The following is a 19,517-nucleotide window of genomic DNA, read 5'->3' as shown; positions in this document are numbered from 1 at the left end:
TGATCCGCATGTTTGACCCACTCCGTCACGCCTGACGGACTGGCGGCGATGAAACTCCCCGTCGTCGCCGCGTTTTTCTTTGCCGTCGTTTCGGTCACGCAAGCCGCCCCACCGCTGCCACTCGACGGCTTCTCCGATTGCATCCACCACTGGCGAAACGCGAATCACAAGACCGACTACCCACGTCTCTCGGAAAACGACGTCCGCGGCATCGCCGACAACATCCTCTTCTATCAACGCGCCAACGGCGGTTGGCGTGAAAACGAAGATCCGCTGCGCATTCTCTCCGACGCAGAGAAAACCCAGATCGTCGCCGACCGCGCCAAAACCGACACCAGCTTCGACAACCGCAACACCTGGCCCCAGATCGAGTACCTCGCAGGCGCGTATGGACTCACCGGTGACACTCGCTACCGAGACGCCGCATTCCGAGGCCTCGACTTCACCTTCGCTGCCCAGCACGCCAGCGGCGGTTTCCCCCACTCCTTCCCGAGTCAGGATGGCTACCGTCCCTACCTCACCTTCGCCGACGATGTCCTCCCTGACCTCCTCCGCACCTTCCGCAAAATCGCTTCCGGCCAGAAGCCCTTCGACTTCATCGACGAGGCCCGCCGCCAGCGCGCCGCAGAAGCCTTCGCGCGCGGCGACGCCTGCATCCTCCGCCTCCAGATACGTCAGAACGGCGCGCCCACCGTCTGGGCCGGCCAGTATCACCACCTCACCCTTGAGCCCTCCGGCGCCCGCGCCTTCGAACTCCCCGCGCTCGTCAGCCGAGAAAGCGTGGCCGTCGTCCGCTACCTGATGAGCATCGAAAATCCCTCGCCTGAAATCATCACCGCCGTTGAAGGCGCAGCCGCCTGGTTCGCCCGCGTGCAACTCTCCGGCCTCCGTCTCGAAACCTTCGACGCCGACCCCGTGAAATACACCTGGCACACCAGCACGACCGATCGCCGCACCGTCCCCGATCCCGCCGCGCCACCGCTCTGGGCCCGCTTCTACGACCTCGAAACCAGTCAGCCCTTCCTCGCCAACCGCGACGGCCAGCGCGTTCAAACCCTCGCCGAGGTCCAGCGCGAACGCCGCTCCGGCTACGACTGGTACGGCACCTGGCCTGCCGACCTGCTCTCGATAGACTACCCTGCCTGGAAAGCACGCCTCACGAACTAACCGCGTTCCGCTTATCTACTCTGGAATACCCAGGCACGAAAAAGGCCCGCCGGAAATGGCGGGCCTTTGAACAACACTAACGATTGCAAAACTCAGAAGCGTCCGCGCACGCCGAGCGTCAGGTGCGGCTCACCAAACTCGTAGCGCGTGTCCGCCAGCACCACGTCGCGGTACTGCGGTTGGTAACCCTGGTAGTAATCCACGCGCTGGCTGTTGAAAATATTCCGCAGGAGGAAATAGACCGCGATGTGCTTGTTCACCGCGTATTCGAATTTCCAGTCAGTGGTCAGCTTCTCGTCACGATAGCGGGCGAGCCGTGTCTCCGGCAATGTCGCCGTCCCCGCTGTTCCCGTGAAAAACGTGCTGGCGACAAAGCCGCCAAACAGGCTCTCCGAAACCCAGTTGGTCGTGCTCGTGAACGAGAAATCGCGGTAACGATAACCGAGGATGAAGTTCGCTGTCTTCGGCGACACGGCGCGGAGCTGCGAATACTCCAGATCGATCTGGCGCTGCGCATTCGCGTCCTTCGCCGTCACATCCATGTAAGTGAAGTTCGCCTGGATATTCAGCCCGTTGAAGGGCTTTGGCAGGAACGTCATGTTCTGCGCGTAGCTGAGCTCCACCCCTTGCAGCGTGGATTTGCCTCCGTTGGTCGTGACGGCACCCGACGCAAACTCCGCCGGATTGTAACCGTAATCGACCGCGATGGCGTTGATATCCGCCCGCGTCATGGCCTGTGAAATGAAGTAGTTTTTCACGTCCTTCCGGTAGCCGTAGAGGCTGATAACGCCGGAGTGCTTGAAGTAGTAATCCACCGAGAGATCGAAGTTGTTCGAGAAATAGGGCTTCAACTCCGGATCGGGCACATTGATCGATCCGTTGGCGTCGCCAGGGTTCGCTTCCGACGTAATGACTGGCAAAACGTCCGCGTAGTCGGGATTGCCGACCGTGCGACTCACGCCGCCGCGAAAAACCAGATTGCGGTTAAACCGGGGGGTGTATTTCGCGCTCAGCGAGGGATACCACTCGGTGTAATCGAGATCGATCTTCGCCTGCTTCGAGCGAGCGTTGGCGCGACTCTGCGCCTTCGCATCGATGGTGTGGTTCTCCACGCGCACGCCACCGGTCAAAAGAAGATCCTGCGCGATCGTCGCATCGACGCGGATGTACTCAGCCGCATTCGTTTCGTCGAACTGACGGACGTCATCGAGCGACACGAAGGTAAGCTTGTCCTTGTATGCCTCGTACACCTTGAACGGATCGACGACTTGGAAAGAACCGAAGCCATAGGCGACGTCCTTCGTATAGTTGGGGTCAGCCAATGCGGTGAGAGCGCTGCCCGTGATCGCCGGGAAAACACCACGCAGATCAGGACGGCTGATGTAGCGCGTGACCTCATCGTAAGCGAAGCCGGTCTGAATTTTGATGGGCACATCGACTCCCGCAAAGTCATACGAGTAGGTGCCGTTCGCGCCCTTCTTCGTGTCGAGAGCGGTCCACGGACGCGACTGGAAGTTAGTATTGTTGCCCGCAGCTCCGAAATTGTAGTTCCCCAGCGAGCGGATGGAATCAAGCGAGTAAGACGTCGCCGAAGCACCTGGATTAAAGGTGACCGTCGGAAGATCCGATCCGATGCCCGACACATTGAAGCCCGAGTACGTGGTCGCCGTGGGCACCATCGTGGACGCCGACGAGATGAAGCCCTTCGAGGTGTCGCGGTACTGGCCATTCGCGCGCGAATAGTAGCCGGTGAACGAGAGTTTCGAGTACTGGCTGAACTCGTGGCTGAGCGTGCCGTTGGTGTGATAGGTCGTGCCGTATTTGTTTCGGTAGAGCACGCCATTCGTGATCGTGCCTGCACCCGCCGTGACGCCAGCGCCGCTGCCCGACGTGAAGCTGTTCGGGCCGTTGACGGTGGCGTTGGTACCAAACGCGAATGTCGGTCCGCGCTGCGTGAAATTCAGGTCGTACCAGTTCCACTGACCAGAGATCGAAAGCTTGGTCGCGTCAGTCAGCTTGTAGTCAACCTTGCCGGCGAAGGCCTCGCGATGCGTGAGCTTTTGCTCGCTGCGGATGGCGAGCGTGCCGATGCGCGGTGTGCTCGCGAAAATCGGGGGCACACTCGTGTTCTGCACGTTCCACGTAACGGTCGTGCGTGGTGAATCGTCGTACTTCTCCGATAAACGGTAGTTCACGTTGAAGCCCAGCTTCGAGGTGATGCGGCGCGCGTAGTTCATCTCCACGCTCGGCCGGATCGTGTACTCTTCATTATGGCCCCAGACGCCGCCTTCTTTGGAGAGCGAGAAATTCGTGCTCGGGACTGAGAGCGACACGTTGTAACTGAAGCGCTGGATGCCCTCCGTATCGAACGCGCTCTTCGTGACGAAATTCACAAAGCCGCCGGTCGAGGTGGCCGAGATGTCGGGCGTGACGGTTTTATACAGCTCAGTCGTCTCCACGTTGTTCATGGCGATCTGCTCGAACTCGAAGCGGCGGGTGTCATCCATCGACGACGTGCCGGCCATCGGCGTACCATCGACTGCGACAATCGTGAACGCTGTGCTCAACCCGCGCAGACTGATGCCGCGCGCGTCGTTCACGTTGTAGTCAACACTCACGCCCGGCAGAAACTTCAGGTACTCGCCGATGTTGCCCTCGCTCACTTCGCCGAACTGGTCGGATGCCGCCACGAGCTTCGTCTGCACGGAGACCTTTTGCAGCGCCATCGCCTGCGCCATGCCTTCCTTCGACGTCGAGATCGTCATCGCTTGAAGCATGACTGTCTCAGTGGAAAGCCCGACGGAAACAGTGACCGACGCGCCTGCGACGACGTTCACGTTTTCCGATTTCGAATCGAGTCCTGGGTACGCGACGACGAGCGTCTGCGGACCAGAAGGAACGCCCGAAAGACTGAAACTGCCTCCGCGTGCTGACGTGGTGCGTAGCTGTGTGCCTTGCGCCTCAAGGGAGACTTCCGCGCCCTCGAGGTACTTGCCCGTCGAGCTATCGAGGACGGTCCCCGTGACGGTACCGGTGGATGTGGATGCGCTTTGCGCATGGAGGAACGGTGCCAGCGCGGTGAGAGCGGCCAGCGCACACACGCGCAGCCAGCGACTGATGAGGCTGCGACCGGATGTGGAGGTATTGGTTTGGGTAGTGATCATGTGTTGGGTTCTGTCGGTCTTTCTTGATGCCAAGAAAAAGGGGGAAGAGGTCCGGCACGCCCGTCGGAGTGCCGCTGTCCGGCCACAGCAATGCGACCGGCTTGAGAGGACGTGGGGTTCTGAATACGCGTGAAGGGGTGGTTATCCGGATGCCTCAAGAACAAGGCTCGGCTTGATCGGTTAAAACCGTCGCAACCAAAACCCCTTCAAAAAATCTGAACCTCTGAAAACGGGGCTTCCGTTAGGAAACTCGTCACTCGTGTGCGTCGGCAGTACCGGATGTCGGAGAGCCATCCGATTTCGTGATGGGTATGCGCAGCGTCCGCTCGGAATCTCCGGCGTCGTCACGCACCGTCAGAAGAATTTCGCCCCTCACCGATTGCGCGAGTGCGTTGTTCAATTCTCCTTCGGTAAGCCCGCTCACCCGGATCTGCTGAATGCCCATCACCTCCATACCGGCGGTGACTCCGGCCCGCGCCGCCGCCGATCCGCGGCGCACGCTCACCACCTTGAGAAAAGCCACCAGCGAGGAATCGCCGTCGGTCCTCGCTTGGTAGAACAACCTCAATTCCACACTGGCGAGCACGGCCGACACGCGCATCGCCGGGAGCTGGGTCGTCGGCTCGCTTTTGTTCGACGTGATCCTTGAGAGCGCTGCCTGAAACCGCTCATTCTCTGAAAGCCGGCTGAACACCAGCTCCTTTTCCACGCGCGCAGGATCGTCAAAGCCCGCCTGAGCCGAACGCTCCAACGCTTCGACCGCGCCTTTTTCATCGCCCCCCGCCGCATAGGCGCGCGCCAGATCGAACCAGCCTCGCGCATGATCCGGCTGAAGTGCGACGAACATCTCCATGGCAGCTGCCGCCTGGCGATATTCGCGCTGATCCATCCAGTCGCGATACGTCACACGCGCCATCGAGCAATAGCCCGCGATCGCCCGCCTGATCATCTGCCGCTCCCCCGCATTGCCCGCGACGTCCATACGCTGGCGCAGCTTGGCCGCAAACCGCTGCTTTCGCGCAGTGCTCAGTGGTACCAATTCGCCGATCTCCTCCGCCAGCCGCTGCTCGCGAAAGAAAAAATCTTTCTCCGCCTTCAACGCAGACTTCACGTCTTTGGACGAACCCAGCGCTGCGGCCCGCTTCTTGAAATCACCAACCTCCGCAACTCCGTCGAAGTCCGCGGCCAGCGCGCGCAACCCGCGCCACTGTTCAACGCCGGTAAGTTTCCCCAACGCGTCGGCTCGCGCCTCCAGCATCGCACGAACGAACACAACATCGACCGGCTTTTTCCCGCCCCGCATCGCTTGCAACTCCAGCCACTCAACCGCTCCAGTCAGCTCCTGCTCAGGAGCCCAGACGTGCCCGCCCTCAAACACAGAAATGTGATGCACCGCCTCCCGCTCTTCCAGTTCACCCGCCAGACGCCGGAACTCCGCGAGATTGAAATCCTCCACCCCCACAATCCCATAAAAGACGAATGGTACGCGCCGCGGAATCCCCTCTTCCAACTTTGGAAAACCCGCGCCACACGCGATCACTCCCTTTGCGACACCCGACATCGCGATGCTCGTCGCCACACGCGCGCCGCCCGACATGCCTGCCGTATAAAGGCGCTGCGGGTCCAGCGAGAGATGCGCCCCCACATCGCGCATCATCGCCCCGGCCGCTTGGGCGTTGGCGGCGTATGGCCCGTTTTTAGAGGTGAGTGAGCCGACCAGGATGTAGCCGTATTTCTCCGCCGCACCTTTCAATCGCTCCACAGGAATCAATCCACGCGCCGACGGGTCGAAGCAAAAAATCACCGGCCACTTCCTTTCCGCCACATACGCAGACGGCACGTACAGCGCGTAGCTTTGCGCCGGATCGGCCGCACACACGACATTCGGCAGGATGCGTCCGATCGGCGCACCCGGCAGTCGCGACAGCAGCAGGGCTAAAACAAACAGGCATAAAACAAATGCGCGCATGAGATGGATCTGGCCGCGTGGCTTGAAAAACGAGAGCGCACACAACCGCGAAGCTGAACACCTGTTTAGGTGAAACTCCTTCAAAAAACAGGCTGCCTCATACTACGCCGCAGAGCGGTTTCCCGATAGTCTCGCCTAGAGTTCCGTCTCAGAAATTTCGAGCGCCCTCGCCTGCTCAGCCCGCTTCCGCGCCTTCTCCACGCCAAGCGCATCGAGCCCCAACGCATTCGCCGCCGCTAGCACTGTACCGACTCCGCAAAATGGATCGACCACCAGCGTCGCGCCCACCTGCTCTTTCGCGAACCGCACCGCATGTCCCGCCGCGCGCACACCCATCGCCCGCACCCACGGCTGTCGCCCCGCATCCACGATCACATCCGGAATCGGCAGCACATCCGGGCACTTCATTTTCCGCGATACCGCGATGAAGTGCGTGAACCCCGGCCGCCCCATCGTCAGCATCCCCGGCGGACGCCTGCACACGATCTTGTGGAATAAAATCGCCGCCCCCGCATCCTCTGCCGCCCGCGTCACGAGCGCGCCTTTGTCGATCCACACACCGTCGTGTTTGATATCCGACTGGAAAAACACCGCCGCGCTTTCTTCCGGCACCGCGTTGATCACTAAACTCACCGCATCGAGAAACCACGCGCGCCACACCGGCAGCGCCAGCCCCACTTCCGACACATCCGGCAGTGACGTCACCGCGCACGCTCCCTCGATCACACCCCTCTCCCGCATCCACGGAATCGCATCCGCGCACTGCACCTCACGCTTCGCCATCGGCCGTTGCTCGCTCATCGCCGACATTCCTTCCGCGGGTTCTTAAAAAATGAATTCACGTGAAATCATCTTTAGGAAGACGTGCGTCACGTGCAAGCGGTGTGCTGCGAGCATCCCCAGTAAGAAAATTTCCCGTCTCAGAACTCGGGAATTTCCGGTGAACCAATCGCCCTCACTGCGTACGAACGAGGCCTATGAAAGCCATACATTCCAGTAAATCACGGCAGGCTTCCGCCGCCACCATCCTCATTGTTGTCCTCGCGATTGCGACAGTCGGTATGCTGGTCGTTTTCCCAGGAAGACTTAACACCGCGAATGCGAAGTCCGCCGAACTCCAGCTGCAGCTTGATCAAACCCGCGCCGAAAAAAGCGCGCTGCAAAAACAGGTCGAGGACGAGTCCGCCAAAGCCGCTCAGCTCCAGAAACAATTAGCCGACGAAAAAGTCCTCCTCCAGACCCAGCTCAACGACGGACAGAAAGAACTTCAGGAGATCAAAAAACAATCCGACGCCGCGAAAACTTCTGCCGAGTCATTCAAGAACCAGCTTGAAAAAGCCACCAACGAATCGGCTCAATTCCAGACCGAGCTCGCCCAGCTCCGCACCGAAGCGGCGAAAGCCAAAAAAGCATCGGACGACTCCTTGGTTGAACTCCAAAAACAAGTCACCGACGCGCAGACCAAGCTGGCCGATCTGCAAAGCAAACTCACCGCCGCCCAAAGTGAGCTCGCCGCCGTCAAGGCCGCCGCCACCAAAACGAAAAAGTAACGCGTCACCGCGTTCACGCCTCGTCACCACCAGCCCGGGATGGCCTCCCGGGCTTTTTTGCGTCCACCCTCCAAGCCCGCCGATGCGTTGAGTCCAGCGGCGCAACGCGCGCTTGATCCGTCACCGCACTCTCCCTACGCATCGTCCTTCCGGTCGCTTCACCCCGCGCCGGCCAACCCCGCACTCAACCCACACACATGATCATCTACGGATGGGGATACTTCAACCGCCGCGACCATAACGTCGTCCGCGATACCTGCCCTGCCTGCAACACCCAGGGGCACTTCAAGAGCTACACCTCCTCGAAGTTTTTCACGCTCTACTTCGTCCCCGTCATCCCCCTCGGCACCGAGAAAGTCATCTCCGAATGCCCCCACTGCAAACGCGCGCTCACCATGCCGCTTCGCAAATGGACCAAGCTCAAAAACACCGAGCTCCCCGCCCAACTCGCCGCCTACACCGCCACGCCCGCCGATGAGGAAGCCGCCTCCAAACTCCTCGGTGCCATCGCCGGCCTGCACGCCCGCTCCACCCTCACCCGCGTCGGCCCGCAGATCCGCGCCGCCTTCGCGCGTAATCCCAAAATCCTCAGCCAGCTCGCCGCCACCTACAGCCACCTCTGCCTCGATAAAGAGGCCGACGCCGTTTACCTCGAAGCCGTCGCCCAGTCCTCCGACGAAAAAATCGCCGCCGCCGCTGACGCGCATCTCAAGCTCCAGAAGACTCCGAAGCCCCGCGCGCCTCATCGCCTCTGGCAGTCGCTCCCGGTCATGATCGTACCCGCGATCCTTGTCCTCCTCCTCGCCTCGTACCTTCAAGACGCCATCTCCGCCCGCCCCAAGGAAGCCTTTCTCCTCAGCGGCCTCGATCAGCCCTACTCCGTCCTCATCAACAACCAGCCCGTCACGCTCAAGCCGCACCAGCGCGTCCGCGCCGACATGCTCACCTTCGGCGAAAATAAAATCACCCCCACCACCGGCGGTGAATTCATCCCCGCCACCACCTTCGAGATCGACGTCCCTTGGTACCGCCGCGCTTTCGACAACACTCTCGTGGTCGTCAACCCCGACCAGTCCGCCGTCCTCGTCTGGGAACGCATCGGCTACGCGTATCCTAAGCCCCCCGACAACGTCGGTGTCAGCTACCGCTTCGATTCCGGCGCCACTCATCACCTATACCAGGCCATCGACTTCCCGTTTCAGATCTTCCCCGACACCATCTCCACGCCGGCCGACGGCTCGGTGATCTACCGCACCCGCGTCTCCGAGTTCGCAGTTCGCGAGCCGCAAAAAATCATCCAGCTGCTCCTCGAAGAAAAACAAACCGCCACCCTCCACCGCTATCTCCGCGCGAAACTCCTCAGCCCCGACGCAGGCGCCGATCTCCTCTACCTCGGAGCCAACTTTCTCCCGCGCGCGGAGTTTCTCGCCCTCGCTGAACCCCGCCTCGACGCCCGCCCCGTCCAGATCGAATGGCACCGCGCCTACCAGACCCTTGTCGAAAACACCCCCGAGGGCTCCGGCCTCCTCGCCCGCTACCGCGCCTACACCGAACGCGAACCCGCCGACAGCAACCTGCTCTACCTCTACGGCCGCATCGTCGATGACCTCGACGAAAGCCGCTCCCTCTTCGAACGCGCCGCCCAAGCCGACAAACCCTCGGCTCACGCCGCCAACGCGCTCGCCTATCATTACATCCTCGAAGGCGATTTCGCCCGCGCCCTCGATTACTCACGCCAGGCACTCGCGCTCGACCGCTCCAGCGCCCAGTTCAAACAACTCCGCAACGATGCCCTCAACGGCCTCAAAGACTACGCCGCCCTCGAACAGGAAGCCGGCGATCTGCTCGCCGCTAAAAATCCGACCTACGACACGTTCTACGAACACATCTACCGCCTCGGTAAACTCGACCGCGCCGATCAAGCCGGAGCCGAGATCACCCGCTTCATGGACAAGCTCGGCAAGCTCCAGCCCATGGATACCGCCGGCCGGCACTCCGGAGAGTCCTATCTGAAAACCGCCCTCGCCTGCGCGCAGCAAAACCGCGAAGCGCTCCTCCTTGCTCTCAACTCCCTCGAAGGAAGCGGCTGGGCTTTCCAGAAATCCGTCCTCATGGACGACCTCGCCGCCGCCGCGCAGCTTGCCGACAAAACCCCCGAGTCCGCCGGCGTCTCGGGCCGCCTCGTGCTCTACATCCTCTTCATGCAGTCGCAGCAACCCGAGGCTGCTGCCCGTCAGCTCGCCGCCGCCAGAGCCGAACTCGCCAAAGGCATCAGCGATCAAAAAACCTGGGCCGGCTGGCTGTCCGATTCCTCCACGTCCGCCCCCGATCCACGCATCGCCGCGCACACCTGCTACGACGCCGACCTCCACTATCTCTACCTCGCCGCCCTCGCGCAAAAATACCCCGCGCGCGCGCCCGACTACCTCGCCCGCGCCTCCGCCATCAAAACCCGCGACTCCTTCTACTCCCTGGCGATCAGCTCTGTCGTTAAATAGCCACGACACACCCGCGCTGCACGCCCGCTCCGCCCCGATTGCCCTCCGCACGTGAGTCGCGCCGGATACACGAAACTCGCCACGTGCATTCTGCACTTGTCGCCCCTCGCCACCGCGTGCATCCCGGTTAATCGCATTCGCCGCTCAGGCGAACGCGCTTAACCAAAACCCTAATCCAACACTCATCACCTCATGGGCGCAGTCATCGGTCTCCTCTATCTTGCCATCATCGTTCTGGTCATCGCCGGCTTCTGGAAAGTCTTCGTCAAAGCCGGTCACCCCGGCTGGGCCGCCATCGTTCCGATCTATAACGTCTACATCCTCCTCAAAATCGCCGGCAAACCCGGCTGGTGGTTGCTCCTCTTCTTCATCCCGATCGTTAGCCTCGTGATTGCTATCCTCGTCTCGATCGACGTCGCCAAAGCCTTCGGCAAAGGCGCCGGTTTCGGCGTCGGCCTCGCGCTCCTCGGTTTTGTCTTCTACCCGATCCTCGGCTTCGGTGATGCCGAATACCAGAGCGCTCCTCCACTGAACTAAGCGGAAAGCCTTTCCCGGCGTGACGCTATCGTCTCGCCAAAAAACTCTCAGGCCGGTTGCGCCGCTCTTTGCGGCCGACCGGCCTTTTAGTTTTCAGCCTTATCCTTCCCCGCGTAAAACGGCACCACCTGCTTCAAGTGCCCGTTGATGATCGAGGCCACCGTCGCCGCGGGCACCGTGCCTTTGTGAAGCTCGAAAATCGCCACGAGCAGTGCCAGCTCGATATCGACCTTCTTGGGCGTGGCCGCCTTCATCTCGGCCAGCAGTTCGAGCGCCTTTTTTTCGGCCCGTTTATAGTCCTGGAAATTCTGTTCGGTCGGCGAAGACATCGCACCACTGCGCCGTAGAAACCGCATCCCCGTCAAGTCTCGCCACGCCATTCGCTCCAGCGCCTGCCCGCTCGCTCCTCAGCTTTAAACCACCGCGCTCACCCGCACCGGCTCCGTATCGCCGAAGCCGCTGATCGCATCCGCCTGCGCCTGCAGCGCGATCAACCGCTCTTCCACCAAAAGCCTCAGCGCTTCGCTTTCCGGCGCCTTCAACTTCGCCGGCACTTCCACCGGCTCGCCAAACACCAGATCGATCCGCGCAAACGGCTTCGCGATCATCGTCCGGTCCCATGCTTTCCGAAAAATCCACGCCGGCCTCGGCGATACCGTCACCGGGATGATCAACCCGCCCGTGCGTTGCGCCAGCGAGATGATCCCGCCTTGCACGACACCACGCGGCCCACGCGATCCATCCACCGCGAGACACGCCCCCATCCCTGGCTCATCGCGCATCATGCGGATCATATCCACCAGCGCCTGCAACCCGTCCTGCCCCGACGAGCCTCGGATCACGCGAAACCCCAGCCACTGCTCCAGCTTCGTCATCCCGTCGCCATCGAGACTCTTCGAACACATCGAGAGCCATCGCCCGCGTTTCCGTCCGCGAATCGTGTTGAGCAACATGAACGCCCGCCCATGCAAAAACGCCACGACCGTCCCGCGCCCCGAAGCGACCGCGCGGTCGAAGTTCTCTCGCCCCGTCTCGCGCACCCGCCAGCTCGCCCGCAGCGATGTGATCAACGTGAACGCCAGCACCGGCGCCACGTAGCGGATCAACACGCGCTTCAACAATCCCGGCGGCTTGCGCACGCGTTTCTTCTCCTGCGCCGCCAGCGTTCCGCCAACCGACGCCGGCTCACTCGCTGGCTGCGTCTCGTTCATTTGCCTTCGCGCGCGTCCATGAACGCCGTGAGATCGCCCACCGTCCGCATGTTCATGAGATCCTCGGCCGATAGTTTCACGCCGAACTCCTGTTCGAGATCGAAGATCAGATCGATCAGCACCAGCGAATCGACGCCGAAGGAATTAAGCGCCGTCGCCGGAGTGACCGTCTTGGGGTCCATCGCGTGCGGCATGGAATCGTTCAATACGCGGATAAGACGGTCCTGGGTTGTTTCAGCACTCATATTTTTTGGGGAAAGCGATGCGGGTGGTTATTCTTATTCCGAAAAACGACGCAGGATGAGCACAGCATTTCCACCGCCGAAACCGAAGCTGTTTTTCATCGCATACTCCGAGGTGAACGGCACGGGCTGCGCGCCGACGAGCGCCAGCTGACACGCCGGATCGGGCGATTCCAGATTCAGATTCGGCGGGATCACGCCGTGCTCCAGCGCCAGCAGCGTGCCGATTCCTTCAACCGCGCCCGACGCGCCGAGCGTGTGCCCGAAGTACGATTTCATCGCCCCGACCGGAATCGTGTCAGCCGCCGTGCCCATCGCCTCGCGGATCGCGGCGCTCTCGGTCGAGTCGTTCGCATCCGTGCCCGTGCCATGCGTGTTGATATAACCGATCGCCGACGGCTCCAGCCCGGCGCTCGCCAGAGCCGCGCGGATGGCCTTCGCCTGTCCCGCGACCGACGGCCCGGTGATGTGCGTCGCATCCGACGACTCGCCGTAGCCAACAACCTCTCCGCGAATCCGAGCACCGCGTTTGCGCGCGCCTTCCAACGATTCGAGCAACACCGCTCCCGCGCCTTCGCCCAGCAACGTCCCATCGCGATCCGCGCCGAATGGCCTCAACGCCCGCTCCGGCTCGGCGATCTTCGAGAGCACGCCGAGGTTATTCCAGCACGCGTAGTGAAAGCCGTTAAACGGCGTGTCCGCTCCGCCGCACAGCACCGCGTCCGCGTGGCCTTCGCTGATCATACGGAACGCCACGCCCATCGCGTTCGATGCCGACGTGCAGGCCGAGGCGATCACGTAGTTCGTGCCCGCCAGCTGGAACGCGATCGAGATATTCGCCGCGAGCGAGTTCGCCATGCCGTTGGGAATCGTACTCGGCCGCATTCCCTTTGGACCTTTTTCAAAAAAACATTTGTGCGCATCCTGAAGCACCTGCGTCTGCCCCGCCCCGCAGCCCCAGATCGAGCCGATCTCCTGCGTCTCCGTCGGCGGCCACACCAGACGTCCCGCCGCAGCGAGCGCCTGACGCGACGCCTCGAAGGCAAATTTCAAACACCGATCCGCGCGCCGCATTCCGGGCGGCAGGCTAGCCTCAAGCGCCACCGAGTCCACTTCGCCGCCGTTGTGAACGTGATTAGCCGAGAGATCGTGGTGCTGGACTTTCCGCACACCCGTGCGGCCCGCGAGCAGGTTTTCCCAGACAGTCTTCTCGTCGTTGCCGATTGCCGTCACCAGACCGAAACCGGTCACCACCACACGTCGTCGATTGCTCATGTATTTAGTTCCCGGATCGCTTGCTCAGTCGTTCATCCACAGCCCGCCATCCACGTGCAGCACCTGGCCCGTGAGATAAGAGGCTTCATCCGACAAAAGAAACGCCACCACCGCCGCCACCTCGTCTGCGCGTGCGAGCCGGCCGAGCGGGATGCGCAGCCCTTGCCGCGTCTCCTCGTTGATCGCCGCCGTCATGTCCGTCTCGACGAAACCCGGCGACACCGCGTTGCAGCGAATCCCAAAACGCGCCGCCTCCAGCGCGAGGCTCTTGGTCATGCTCACCATCGCCGCTTTCGACGCCGCATAGTCTGCGCCCATCCAGCCGCCCGGTCCATGCGCCGAGATCGAAGCGATGTTCACGATCGCACCCGATTTCTGTTTTCTCATCACAACGTAAGCCGACTGCGCGGCCAGCATCGCCGACTCCAGATTCACACGAAAAGTCTCCCGCCAGCTATCGAGCGTGAGGCCGCGAAACGCCACGGCCTTGCCGCCACCCGCATTGTTCACGAGCCCGTCGATCCGCCCGGCCTGCGCCACGAAACTCTCCACGAGCTTCTTCGCCGCATCCGGCTCCGCGAAATCCGCAGGCAGTGCGATCGCGTTTTCCGCGCCGAGCTCGGCCACCGTTTTCGCCACCGCCTCGGCATTGCGCCCGTGAATCCCCACGCGCGCGCCCGATGCGATCAAACGCTGCGCGATCCCGCGACCGATCCCGCGAGTGGAGCCGGTCACGACAATGCAACGACCGGTAAGAAGCTGGCGCACAGGATCACTCATGAATGAAACGAATCTCGAAAACGGTTTGTTCTGCCCCAGACCCGCCATCCGATTTGCACGGCGGGGATAACTCGGAACAAGCGTATAACGGGGTGAAAAGTTACCAAGGTGGCCGGAATTTGGGACGCGCTCCGCACACGTCAAACCTCCTCTGTAGCAGTGACGGTCCGCCCTCATCCATCTCGTCACTTGCTGTCCACTGCGAAACCTCCTCCCGCACTCCCTTCGTTGAAACGCTCGCCTCAAAAAACGCTCCTCCTCGCTCTGCTCGGTGCCACCGGCCTGTCGCTGCTGGCCGCGACCGCAACACTCACACCCGCTCCCCTCGCCGTGCCTCCCGGCTGGCCCGCGCCAACACTTCCCGCCGACAACCCGCTCACTCGCGAAGGCATCGAACTCGGCAAACTCCTCTTCGCCGACAAACGCCTCTCCGCCCGCCACCGCCAGAATTGCATCAACTGTCACCGCGAGCCCCTCGCCTTTTCCGACGGCCAGGTTTTCAGCACCGGCGCCGACGGCATCCAGGGACTCCGCAGCTCACCGCCGATCTTCAATCAAGCCTGGCACCCGTCCTTCGGCTGGGACGGCATCCGCCCGCGCCTCCGCGATCAGGCACTCGCCGCCATCACCAACGAGATCGAGATGCACGCCGCGCCCGCGACCGTCGAAGCCGACCTGAACAAAGACGAAACGCTCCGCGCCCGCTTCGCCACCGTCTTCAGCTCACCCGAAATCACGATGGAGCGCATCGGCCTCGCCCTCGAACAATTCATGCTCTCGATCTCCGCCTACGAATCGAAGTATGACCGCGTCCTGCGCGGTGACGCCGCTTTTACCCCCGACGAACAACTCGGCCACGACCTCTTCCACGCCCTCCCCGATCACGCCTCCGGCCGCCGCGGCGCGGGCTGTTTCCAGTGCCACCCGGGCCCGCTCTTCTCCGACTTCGCCTTCCGCAACAACGGCCTCGACCGCGTCTTCGCCGATAACGGCCGCAGCGACGTCACCAAACTCCCCGACGACCTTGGCAAATTCAAAACGCCTTCTCTGCGCAACGTCGCGATCACCGCGCCCTACATGCACAACGGCCGCTTCGGTACGCTCGAGCTAGCCGTCGCGCATTACTCCGGCGGTATCCGCCATTCGGCCACACTCGCGCCCGAACTCGCCGCGCTGCCTGCCAACGGCTACGCCCTCACCACCGAAGAACAAAGCGCGCTCGTCGCCTTCCTGAAAACCCTGACCGAGACCTCGCTCACCCGCTGAGCCCTCCTCGCTCGCTCGCGGGTGGCGCTTCGTCGCCACCGCTAGCGCTCAAACGTTCACCGGAATCTCCGCCTGCGCCTTCACCTTTTTCCGATCTCCGAACAACGTCAGCAACGGCCCGGTCAGCATCGTCGTCGCCAACGCCATGACCACGAGCATTGCAAAAATCCGCGGCGAAAGAATCCCCAGATCGTAGCCGATATTCAGCGCGATCAACTCCATCAACCCGCGCGTGTTCATGAGCGCGCCGAGTTGAAGCGATTCACTCCAACTCATTCCGGTGAACCGCGCCGAGACCGCCGTCCCGCCTAGCTTCCCGAGCGTCGCCACCGCGATAATCAGCAGGCAAATCAACCAGCCCGTCACGTCATTCAAAAGCGCGATCTGCGTCCGCAGTCCCGTGAAAACAAAGAACAGCGGCAGCAGCAGCACCGAGCTAAAATTCTCAACGCGCACCGCCAGCTTGTGACGAAACCCACCGATCTCCGGCATGATCGCACCCGCGAGAAACGCGCCGAACAGCGCGTGAATGCCGATGACCTCCGTGCAGAACGACGCGGCCACCACGACACAGATCACTGTGGCAATAACTCCTTTGGAAGGCGCTTCATTCTCCAGCCGAGCCCGCCCGATGAACCGCGGCAGCGCCGGCCTCACGCCCCAGATCATCACCGCGATAAACACGACCACCAGCAGCAGATTCAGCGCTGAGGCCTCCACGCTGGTTGCCCGCGCGATCGCCACGACAAACGCCAGGATGCTCCACGCCGTCACATCATCGACCGCCGCGCACGTGATCGCCGTGCTCCCCAAAAATGTCTGCGTTAGCTTCCGCTCCTGCAGAATGCGCGCGAGCACCGGAAACGCCGTGATGCTCATCGAAATCCCCATGAACAACGCGAACGCCGTGAACGTCGTCCCACCCGCCGCCAGCGACGTGAATAAAAAATACGCCAGCACCACACCGAGAAAATACGGCACCACGATGCTCGCATGACTGACCACCACCGCCGCATGCGCCTTGCTCCGCACGTGCGCGATATTCAGCTCCATGCCGACCGTGAACATGAATAAGCACACACCGATCTGGCTCAGCAGCTTGATCGTCCCGAGCGACTCGGTCGGAAACACAAAGGCGAACGCCTCCGGTGCCACCCACCCGAAGAGCGACGGTCCTAGCAAAATCCCCGCCGCCATTTCCCCAACCACCGACGGCTGCCCCAGCTTGCTGAAGATCGCGCCCGCGATTCGCGAGATGCCGATGATCACCAACAGCTGCAAAAACAGATGCCCCAGCGGTGCGTCGAAATTCGCGCGAAGCCCCGTGATCATCGACTCCACCGCCGAGACCTCGCCCGCATTAACCGCAACGCTGGCCGCCTGAGCCGTCGCGCCCGGAACCGCCGACGGCGGGGGCAGACTCGCTCCCGCGCGCAACAGCGCGAGCACTCCCAGTCCGGCGACAACGAGCAGAAGGAGATAGAAAACGGCGGTGCGCTTCATCGAGCCCACTGTGTTCGCAGCATTCACCGACGCCGCGCAAACCCGAATATCCAGCGGCGTGAATTCATCTCACGCCAGCCTCGCAGTCTCCGCGTTCCGCTCACCGCATCGGCGTCGCTGCGTCCTTCGTCCACCGGAAGTGAATCGCGCTGTTTACCGCGTCGGGGCGCGCGGGCACGATTTGGATCTCAGGATTTTTCACGAGCTTCATCATCTCCGCGCCCGCGTAGATCACGGAGCCGAAGAAATTGGTGTTAGCGCTCGCGCCGCGGAAAAAATAATAGCTGTTGTCGTTCGCATAGGTCGTGCCTTCGCAGATGCCATCGACCCGGCCATCCGGCAGCACGCGCGTCACCACGCCATTCCAGCCCGTGATCGCCGCCGGTCCGAACGCCGGACTGAGCCAGCCTTCGTTCACGCCTTTCGCCAGTCCGTACACGAACATCGCCGAGGCCGAGGTCTCCAGGTAGGTTTCGCTCTTATCGAGCATGTTGTGCCAGAGGCCGGTGCCGTCCTGCAGTTCGATGAGCGAGCGCATGTGCTGACGATAAAGGTGCAGCACCTCATCGCGGCCTTTGAAATCCTTCGGCAGCACGCTGAGGAGTTCGCACATCGCCATCGTCGCCCAGCCATTCGCGCGGCCCCAGTAGAAACGCGGATCGTAGCCCGCCGTATTCTCGCTCCAGCCGTGGTCGTACAGGCCTTTCTCGGAAATAAACAGATGCTTGGACAACTGAGTGATCTGCTTCACCCCGTCGTCCCAATACTGGGTGTCACCCGTGAGTTTTCCCATCTGCGCGAGGAACGAAACGCCCATGTAGAAATCGTCCGTCCACACCGAGCGCGGCTGCGGACGCTCTCGCGCGAGCGAGCCGTCCTCGAAGCGAAATTGTTTGTTGGAGATAAAGTCGGCGACGTTGTCGATCCACGCGCGGTACCGCGGATCGGGGTGTTTCATTTGCGTGCGAATCAGGGCCGCCGTGATCGACCCGCAATGGTCGAGCGCGCTCATCTGGATCATCCGCGAATAATCGTTCCGCTTCTTCGTCTTCTCCTCGAGCGCGCGGAAGTAAGGCATCCACGTGAACGTGAAATCGTAGAAGCGCACGTTGTAGTCGAAGTAGGATTGATCGCCCGTTTCCTCCGCGACCATCGAGAAACCCGACATCACGACGCCGTTCGTATAGTCCCAGAAATTCAGATTGCCGTAACGACGATCAACGACCGCGTTAGGATTCAGATTCGCCATATCCGGCGCGGCGATTTCCTGGCCTGTCTTGTTGTCGAAAACCTTCAGCGTCGTTGTCTCCACGGTGTACCCCTTGATCCGGTCAAGCACGGCCTTGATCTCTTCGCGCTTCGGCACGGTGTACGGTACGGGATAAACGGCCACCGCACTGTCACCGTTGATGCGCTTCGTGTAGTCAGTCGTCTGCGCGCCGAGCGGCATCGCCGCAAGCAGACCTAGACCGAGGCACAGGGACGAACCGTGGAGTAAACGTGGGGTAATGATCATGCCGCGCATCCAAACCGACGCCCTCCTAGGCGGGCAAGCCTGCGCGCCGCGCTCATCGTTGCGTGAGTGCCGAACCGTCCGTCCGTGTTTTTTTGCTTCGCCGCTTGCGTCACCGCTTTTTCGTTACCCAATAACAGACATGCAGTCCTCCTCTCTGTCCGTGGAAGTAGCGAAGGATAAATTCAGGACTGCGCTTAAGAGAGTTTGTCTTGGACCGTAGTAGTCAGTGACAGCACTCGTCAGAGACCTCTGAGGTCGTTCGTTGAGAGTCGGAATGACGCCGCGCCGCCGGAGTCTGTGCTTCTTCCCCCGGATGCGCCGCGTCTGCCAGGAGTTAGGAGTCAACCAACCCAGCAACCGTCAACCCGCCCGAAACCAAAGGATTCAGCTCATGAACTTTTCGGACCTTCTCAAAAACCGTCAGTCTCTTCTCCGTCAGGCGCACCTCGCCAACCTGGCCTTCAGCTATGCCACGCTGCGTCATTTCGCGGAACGCGTGAGCAACGCCCGCCTCCAGGGTCGTGTGCGCCTGCGCCCGGCCGATGACGAAGAAGGCGCTTCCCCCGCCTCCTTGATCGCGCTCGAAGGAAATCAATCCGTCATCGAGGAGCATTTCTCGGATGAAGAGATCCACCTGCTCGCCGACAGCATCGCCTTCGCATTGGAAACCTCTTTCGACGAAGTCGAGTTTCACATCGAGCATCTCGGGGAAAAATTCACCTCCGCTTTGCGCGTTGAACTGAACGAAGCAGGCGTCACCATCGATCACCACGCGATGGTCGAGAACACCGCGCCCGAAGTGATCGACGACGAATGACACCGCCAGACGACCGGCTTCA

16 protein-coding genes are annotated in these 19,517 nt (G+C 61.6%); 6 read left to right on the top strand and 10 right to left on the bottom strand.

The genetic code is table 11. The annotated features are described in order from the left end of the window. The first annotated feature begins 48 nt into the window (after positions 1-48). Complete coding sequence (gene pelA, locus CMV30_RS17885) at positions 49-1,167, top strand: pectate lyase (protein ID WP_096057294.1); 1,119 nt, start codon at positions 49-51, stop codon at positions 1,165-1,167. 92 nt (positions 1,168-1,259) lie between these two features. On the opposite strand, the gene CMV30_RS17880 is transcribed toward pelA, so the two are convergent. The 3 genes from CMV30_RS17880 to CMV30_RS17870 form a co-directional block, all read right to left on the bottom strand. Beyond that, positions 1,260-4,331: a TonB-dependent receptor domain-containing protein gene (locus CMV30_RS17880; RefSeq protein ID WP_096057293.1), complete on the bottom strand. Its 3,072-nt coding sequence runs from the start codon at positions 4,329-4,331 to the stop codon at positions 1,260-1,262. Between the two features lie 253 nt (positions 4,332-4,584). Then, the gene (locus CMV30_RS17875) at positions 4,585-6,300 is read right to left on the bottom strand and encodes a tetratricopeptide repeat protein (RefSeq protein ID WP_138223374.1); all 1,716 of its coding nucleotides are present in this window, start codon (positions 6,298-6,300) and stop codon (positions 4,585-4,587) included. 135 nt (positions 6,301-6,435) lie between these two features. Continuing rightward, a complete protein-coding gene (locus tag CMV30_RS17870) occupies positions 6,436-7,110 on the bottom strand; it encodes a class I SAM-dependent methyltransferase (RefSeq protein ID WP_096057291.1) in 675 nt (224 codons plus the stop codon). A gap of 167 nt (positions 7,111-7,277) precedes the next feature. On the opposite strand from CMV30_RS17870, the gene CMV30_RS17865 reads away from it, so the two are divergent. The 3 genes from CMV30_RS17865 to CMV30_RS17855 all read left to right on the top strand — a co-directional run bounded on the left by CMV30_RS17865 (position 7,278) and on the right by CMV30_RS17855 (position 10,885). Then, complete coding sequence (locus CMV30_RS17865) at positions 7,278-7,850, top strand: hypothetical protein (RefSeq protein WP_096057290.1); 573 nt, start codon at positions 7,278-7,280, stop codon at positions 7,848-7,850. Between the two features lie 197 nt (positions 7,851-8,047). Beyond that, on the top strand, positions 8,048-10,348 hold the full coding sequence (locus CMV30_RS17860; protein ID WP_096057289.1) for a hypothetical protein: 2,301 nt from the start codon (positions 8,048-8,050) through the stop codon (positions 10,346-10,348). Between the two features lie 192 nt (positions 10,349-10,540). Continuing rightward, positions 10,541-10,885, top strand: coding sequence for a DUF5684 domain-containing protein (locus tag CMV30_RS17855; RefSeq protein WP_096057288.1), 345 nt, complete (start codon positions 10,541-10,543; stop codon positions 10,883-10,885). A gap of 86 nt (positions 10,886-10,971) precedes the next feature. Here CMV30_RS17855 and CMV30_RS17850 read toward each other — a convergent pair whose 3' ends face one another. The 5 genes from CMV30_RS17850 to CMV30_RS17830 all read right to left on the bottom strand — a co-directional run bounded on the left by CMV30_RS17850 (position 10,972) and on the right by CMV30_RS17830 (position 14,393). Beyond that, positions 10,972-11,214, bottom strand: coding sequence for a hypothetical protein (locus CMV30_RS17850; protein WP_138223373.1), 243 nt, complete (start codon positions 11,212-11,214; stop codon positions 10,972-10,974). Between the two features lie 84 nt (positions 11,215-11,298). Continuing rightward, positions 11,299-12,096 carry a lysophospholipid acyltransferase family protein gene (locus tag CMV30_RS17845; RefSeq protein WP_096057286.1) on the bottom strand — a complete coding sequence of 266 codons (798 nt, stop codon included), beginning with the start codon at positions 12,094-12,096 and terminating at the stop codon, positions 11,299-11,301. Then, positions 12,093-12,341: an acyl carrier protein gene (locus CMV30_RS17840; RefSeq protein WP_096057285.1), complete on the bottom strand. Its 249-nt coding sequence runs from the start codon at positions 12,339-12,341 to the stop codon at positions 12,093-12,095. Before CMV30_RS17840 ends, CMV30_RS17845 begins: the two co-directional genes overlap by 4 nt. Before the next feature lie 33 nt (positions 12,342-12,374). Further along, complete coding sequence (locus CMV30_RS17835; RefSeq protein WP_096057284.1) at positions 12,375-13,613, bottom strand: beta-ketoacyl-[acyl-carrier-protein] synthase family protein; 1,239 nt, start codon at positions 13,611-13,613, stop codon at positions 12,375-12,377. Positions 13,614-13,637: 24 nt separating this feature from the next. Beyond that, positions 13,638-14,393 carry an SDR family NAD(P)-dependent oxidoreductase gene (locus CMV30_RS17830; RefSeq protein ID WP_175414950.1) on the bottom strand — a complete coding sequence of 252 codons (756 nt, stop codon included), beginning with the start codon at positions 14,391-14,393 and terminating at the stop codon, positions 13,638-13,640. A gap of 228 nt (positions 14,394-14,621) precedes the next feature. Between CMV30_RS17830 and CMV30_RS17825 the strand changes: the two genes are divergently transcribed. Then, a complete protein-coding gene (locus CMV30_RS17825) occupies positions 14,622-15,659 on the top strand; it encodes a cytochrome-c peroxidase (protein ID WP_175414949.1) in 1,038 nt (345 codons plus the stop codon). Positions 15,660-15,707: 48 nt separating this feature from the next. Here the strand turns inward: CMV30_RS17825 and CMV30_RS17820 are convergent, their stop codons facing one another. Together CMV30_RS17820 and CMV30_RS17815 are read right to left on the bottom strand one after the other, a co-directional pair. Beyond that, complete coding sequence (locus CMV30_RS17820; RefSeq protein ID WP_096057282.1) at positions 15,708-17,162, bottom strand: cation:proton antiporter domain-containing protein; 1,455 nt, start codon at positions 17,160-17,162, stop codon at positions 15,708-15,710. Positions 17,163-17,262: 100 nt separating this feature from the next. After that, positions 17,263-18,678 (bottom strand): glycoside hydrolase family 88/105 protein, encoded by a 1,416-nt coding sequence (locus CMV30_RS17815; protein WP_175414948.1) that lies wholly within the window; start codon positions 18,676-18,678, stop codon positions 17,263-17,265. A 391-nt stretch (positions 18,679-19,069) separates the two neighbouring features. On the opposite strand from CMV30_RS17815, the gene CMV30_RS17810 reads away from it, so the two are divergent. Then, positions 19,070-19,495 carry a hypothetical protein gene (locus CMV30_RS17810; RefSeq protein WP_096057280.1) on the top strand — a complete coding sequence of 142 codons (426 nt, stop codon included), beginning with the start codon at positions 19,070-19,072 and terminating at the stop codon, positions 19,493-19,495. Positions 19,496-19,517: the final 22 nt, after the last annotated feature.

Source organism: Nibricoccus aquaticus, assembly GCF_002310495.1.
Taxonomy (GTDB): Bacteria; Verrucomicrobiota; Verrucomicrobiia; order Opitutales; family Opitutaceae; genus Nibricoccus; species Nibricoccus aquaticus.
The sequence above is the reverse complement of the archived record's forward strand: the minus strand, read 5'-3'. Positions and strand labels throughout refer to the sequence as shown.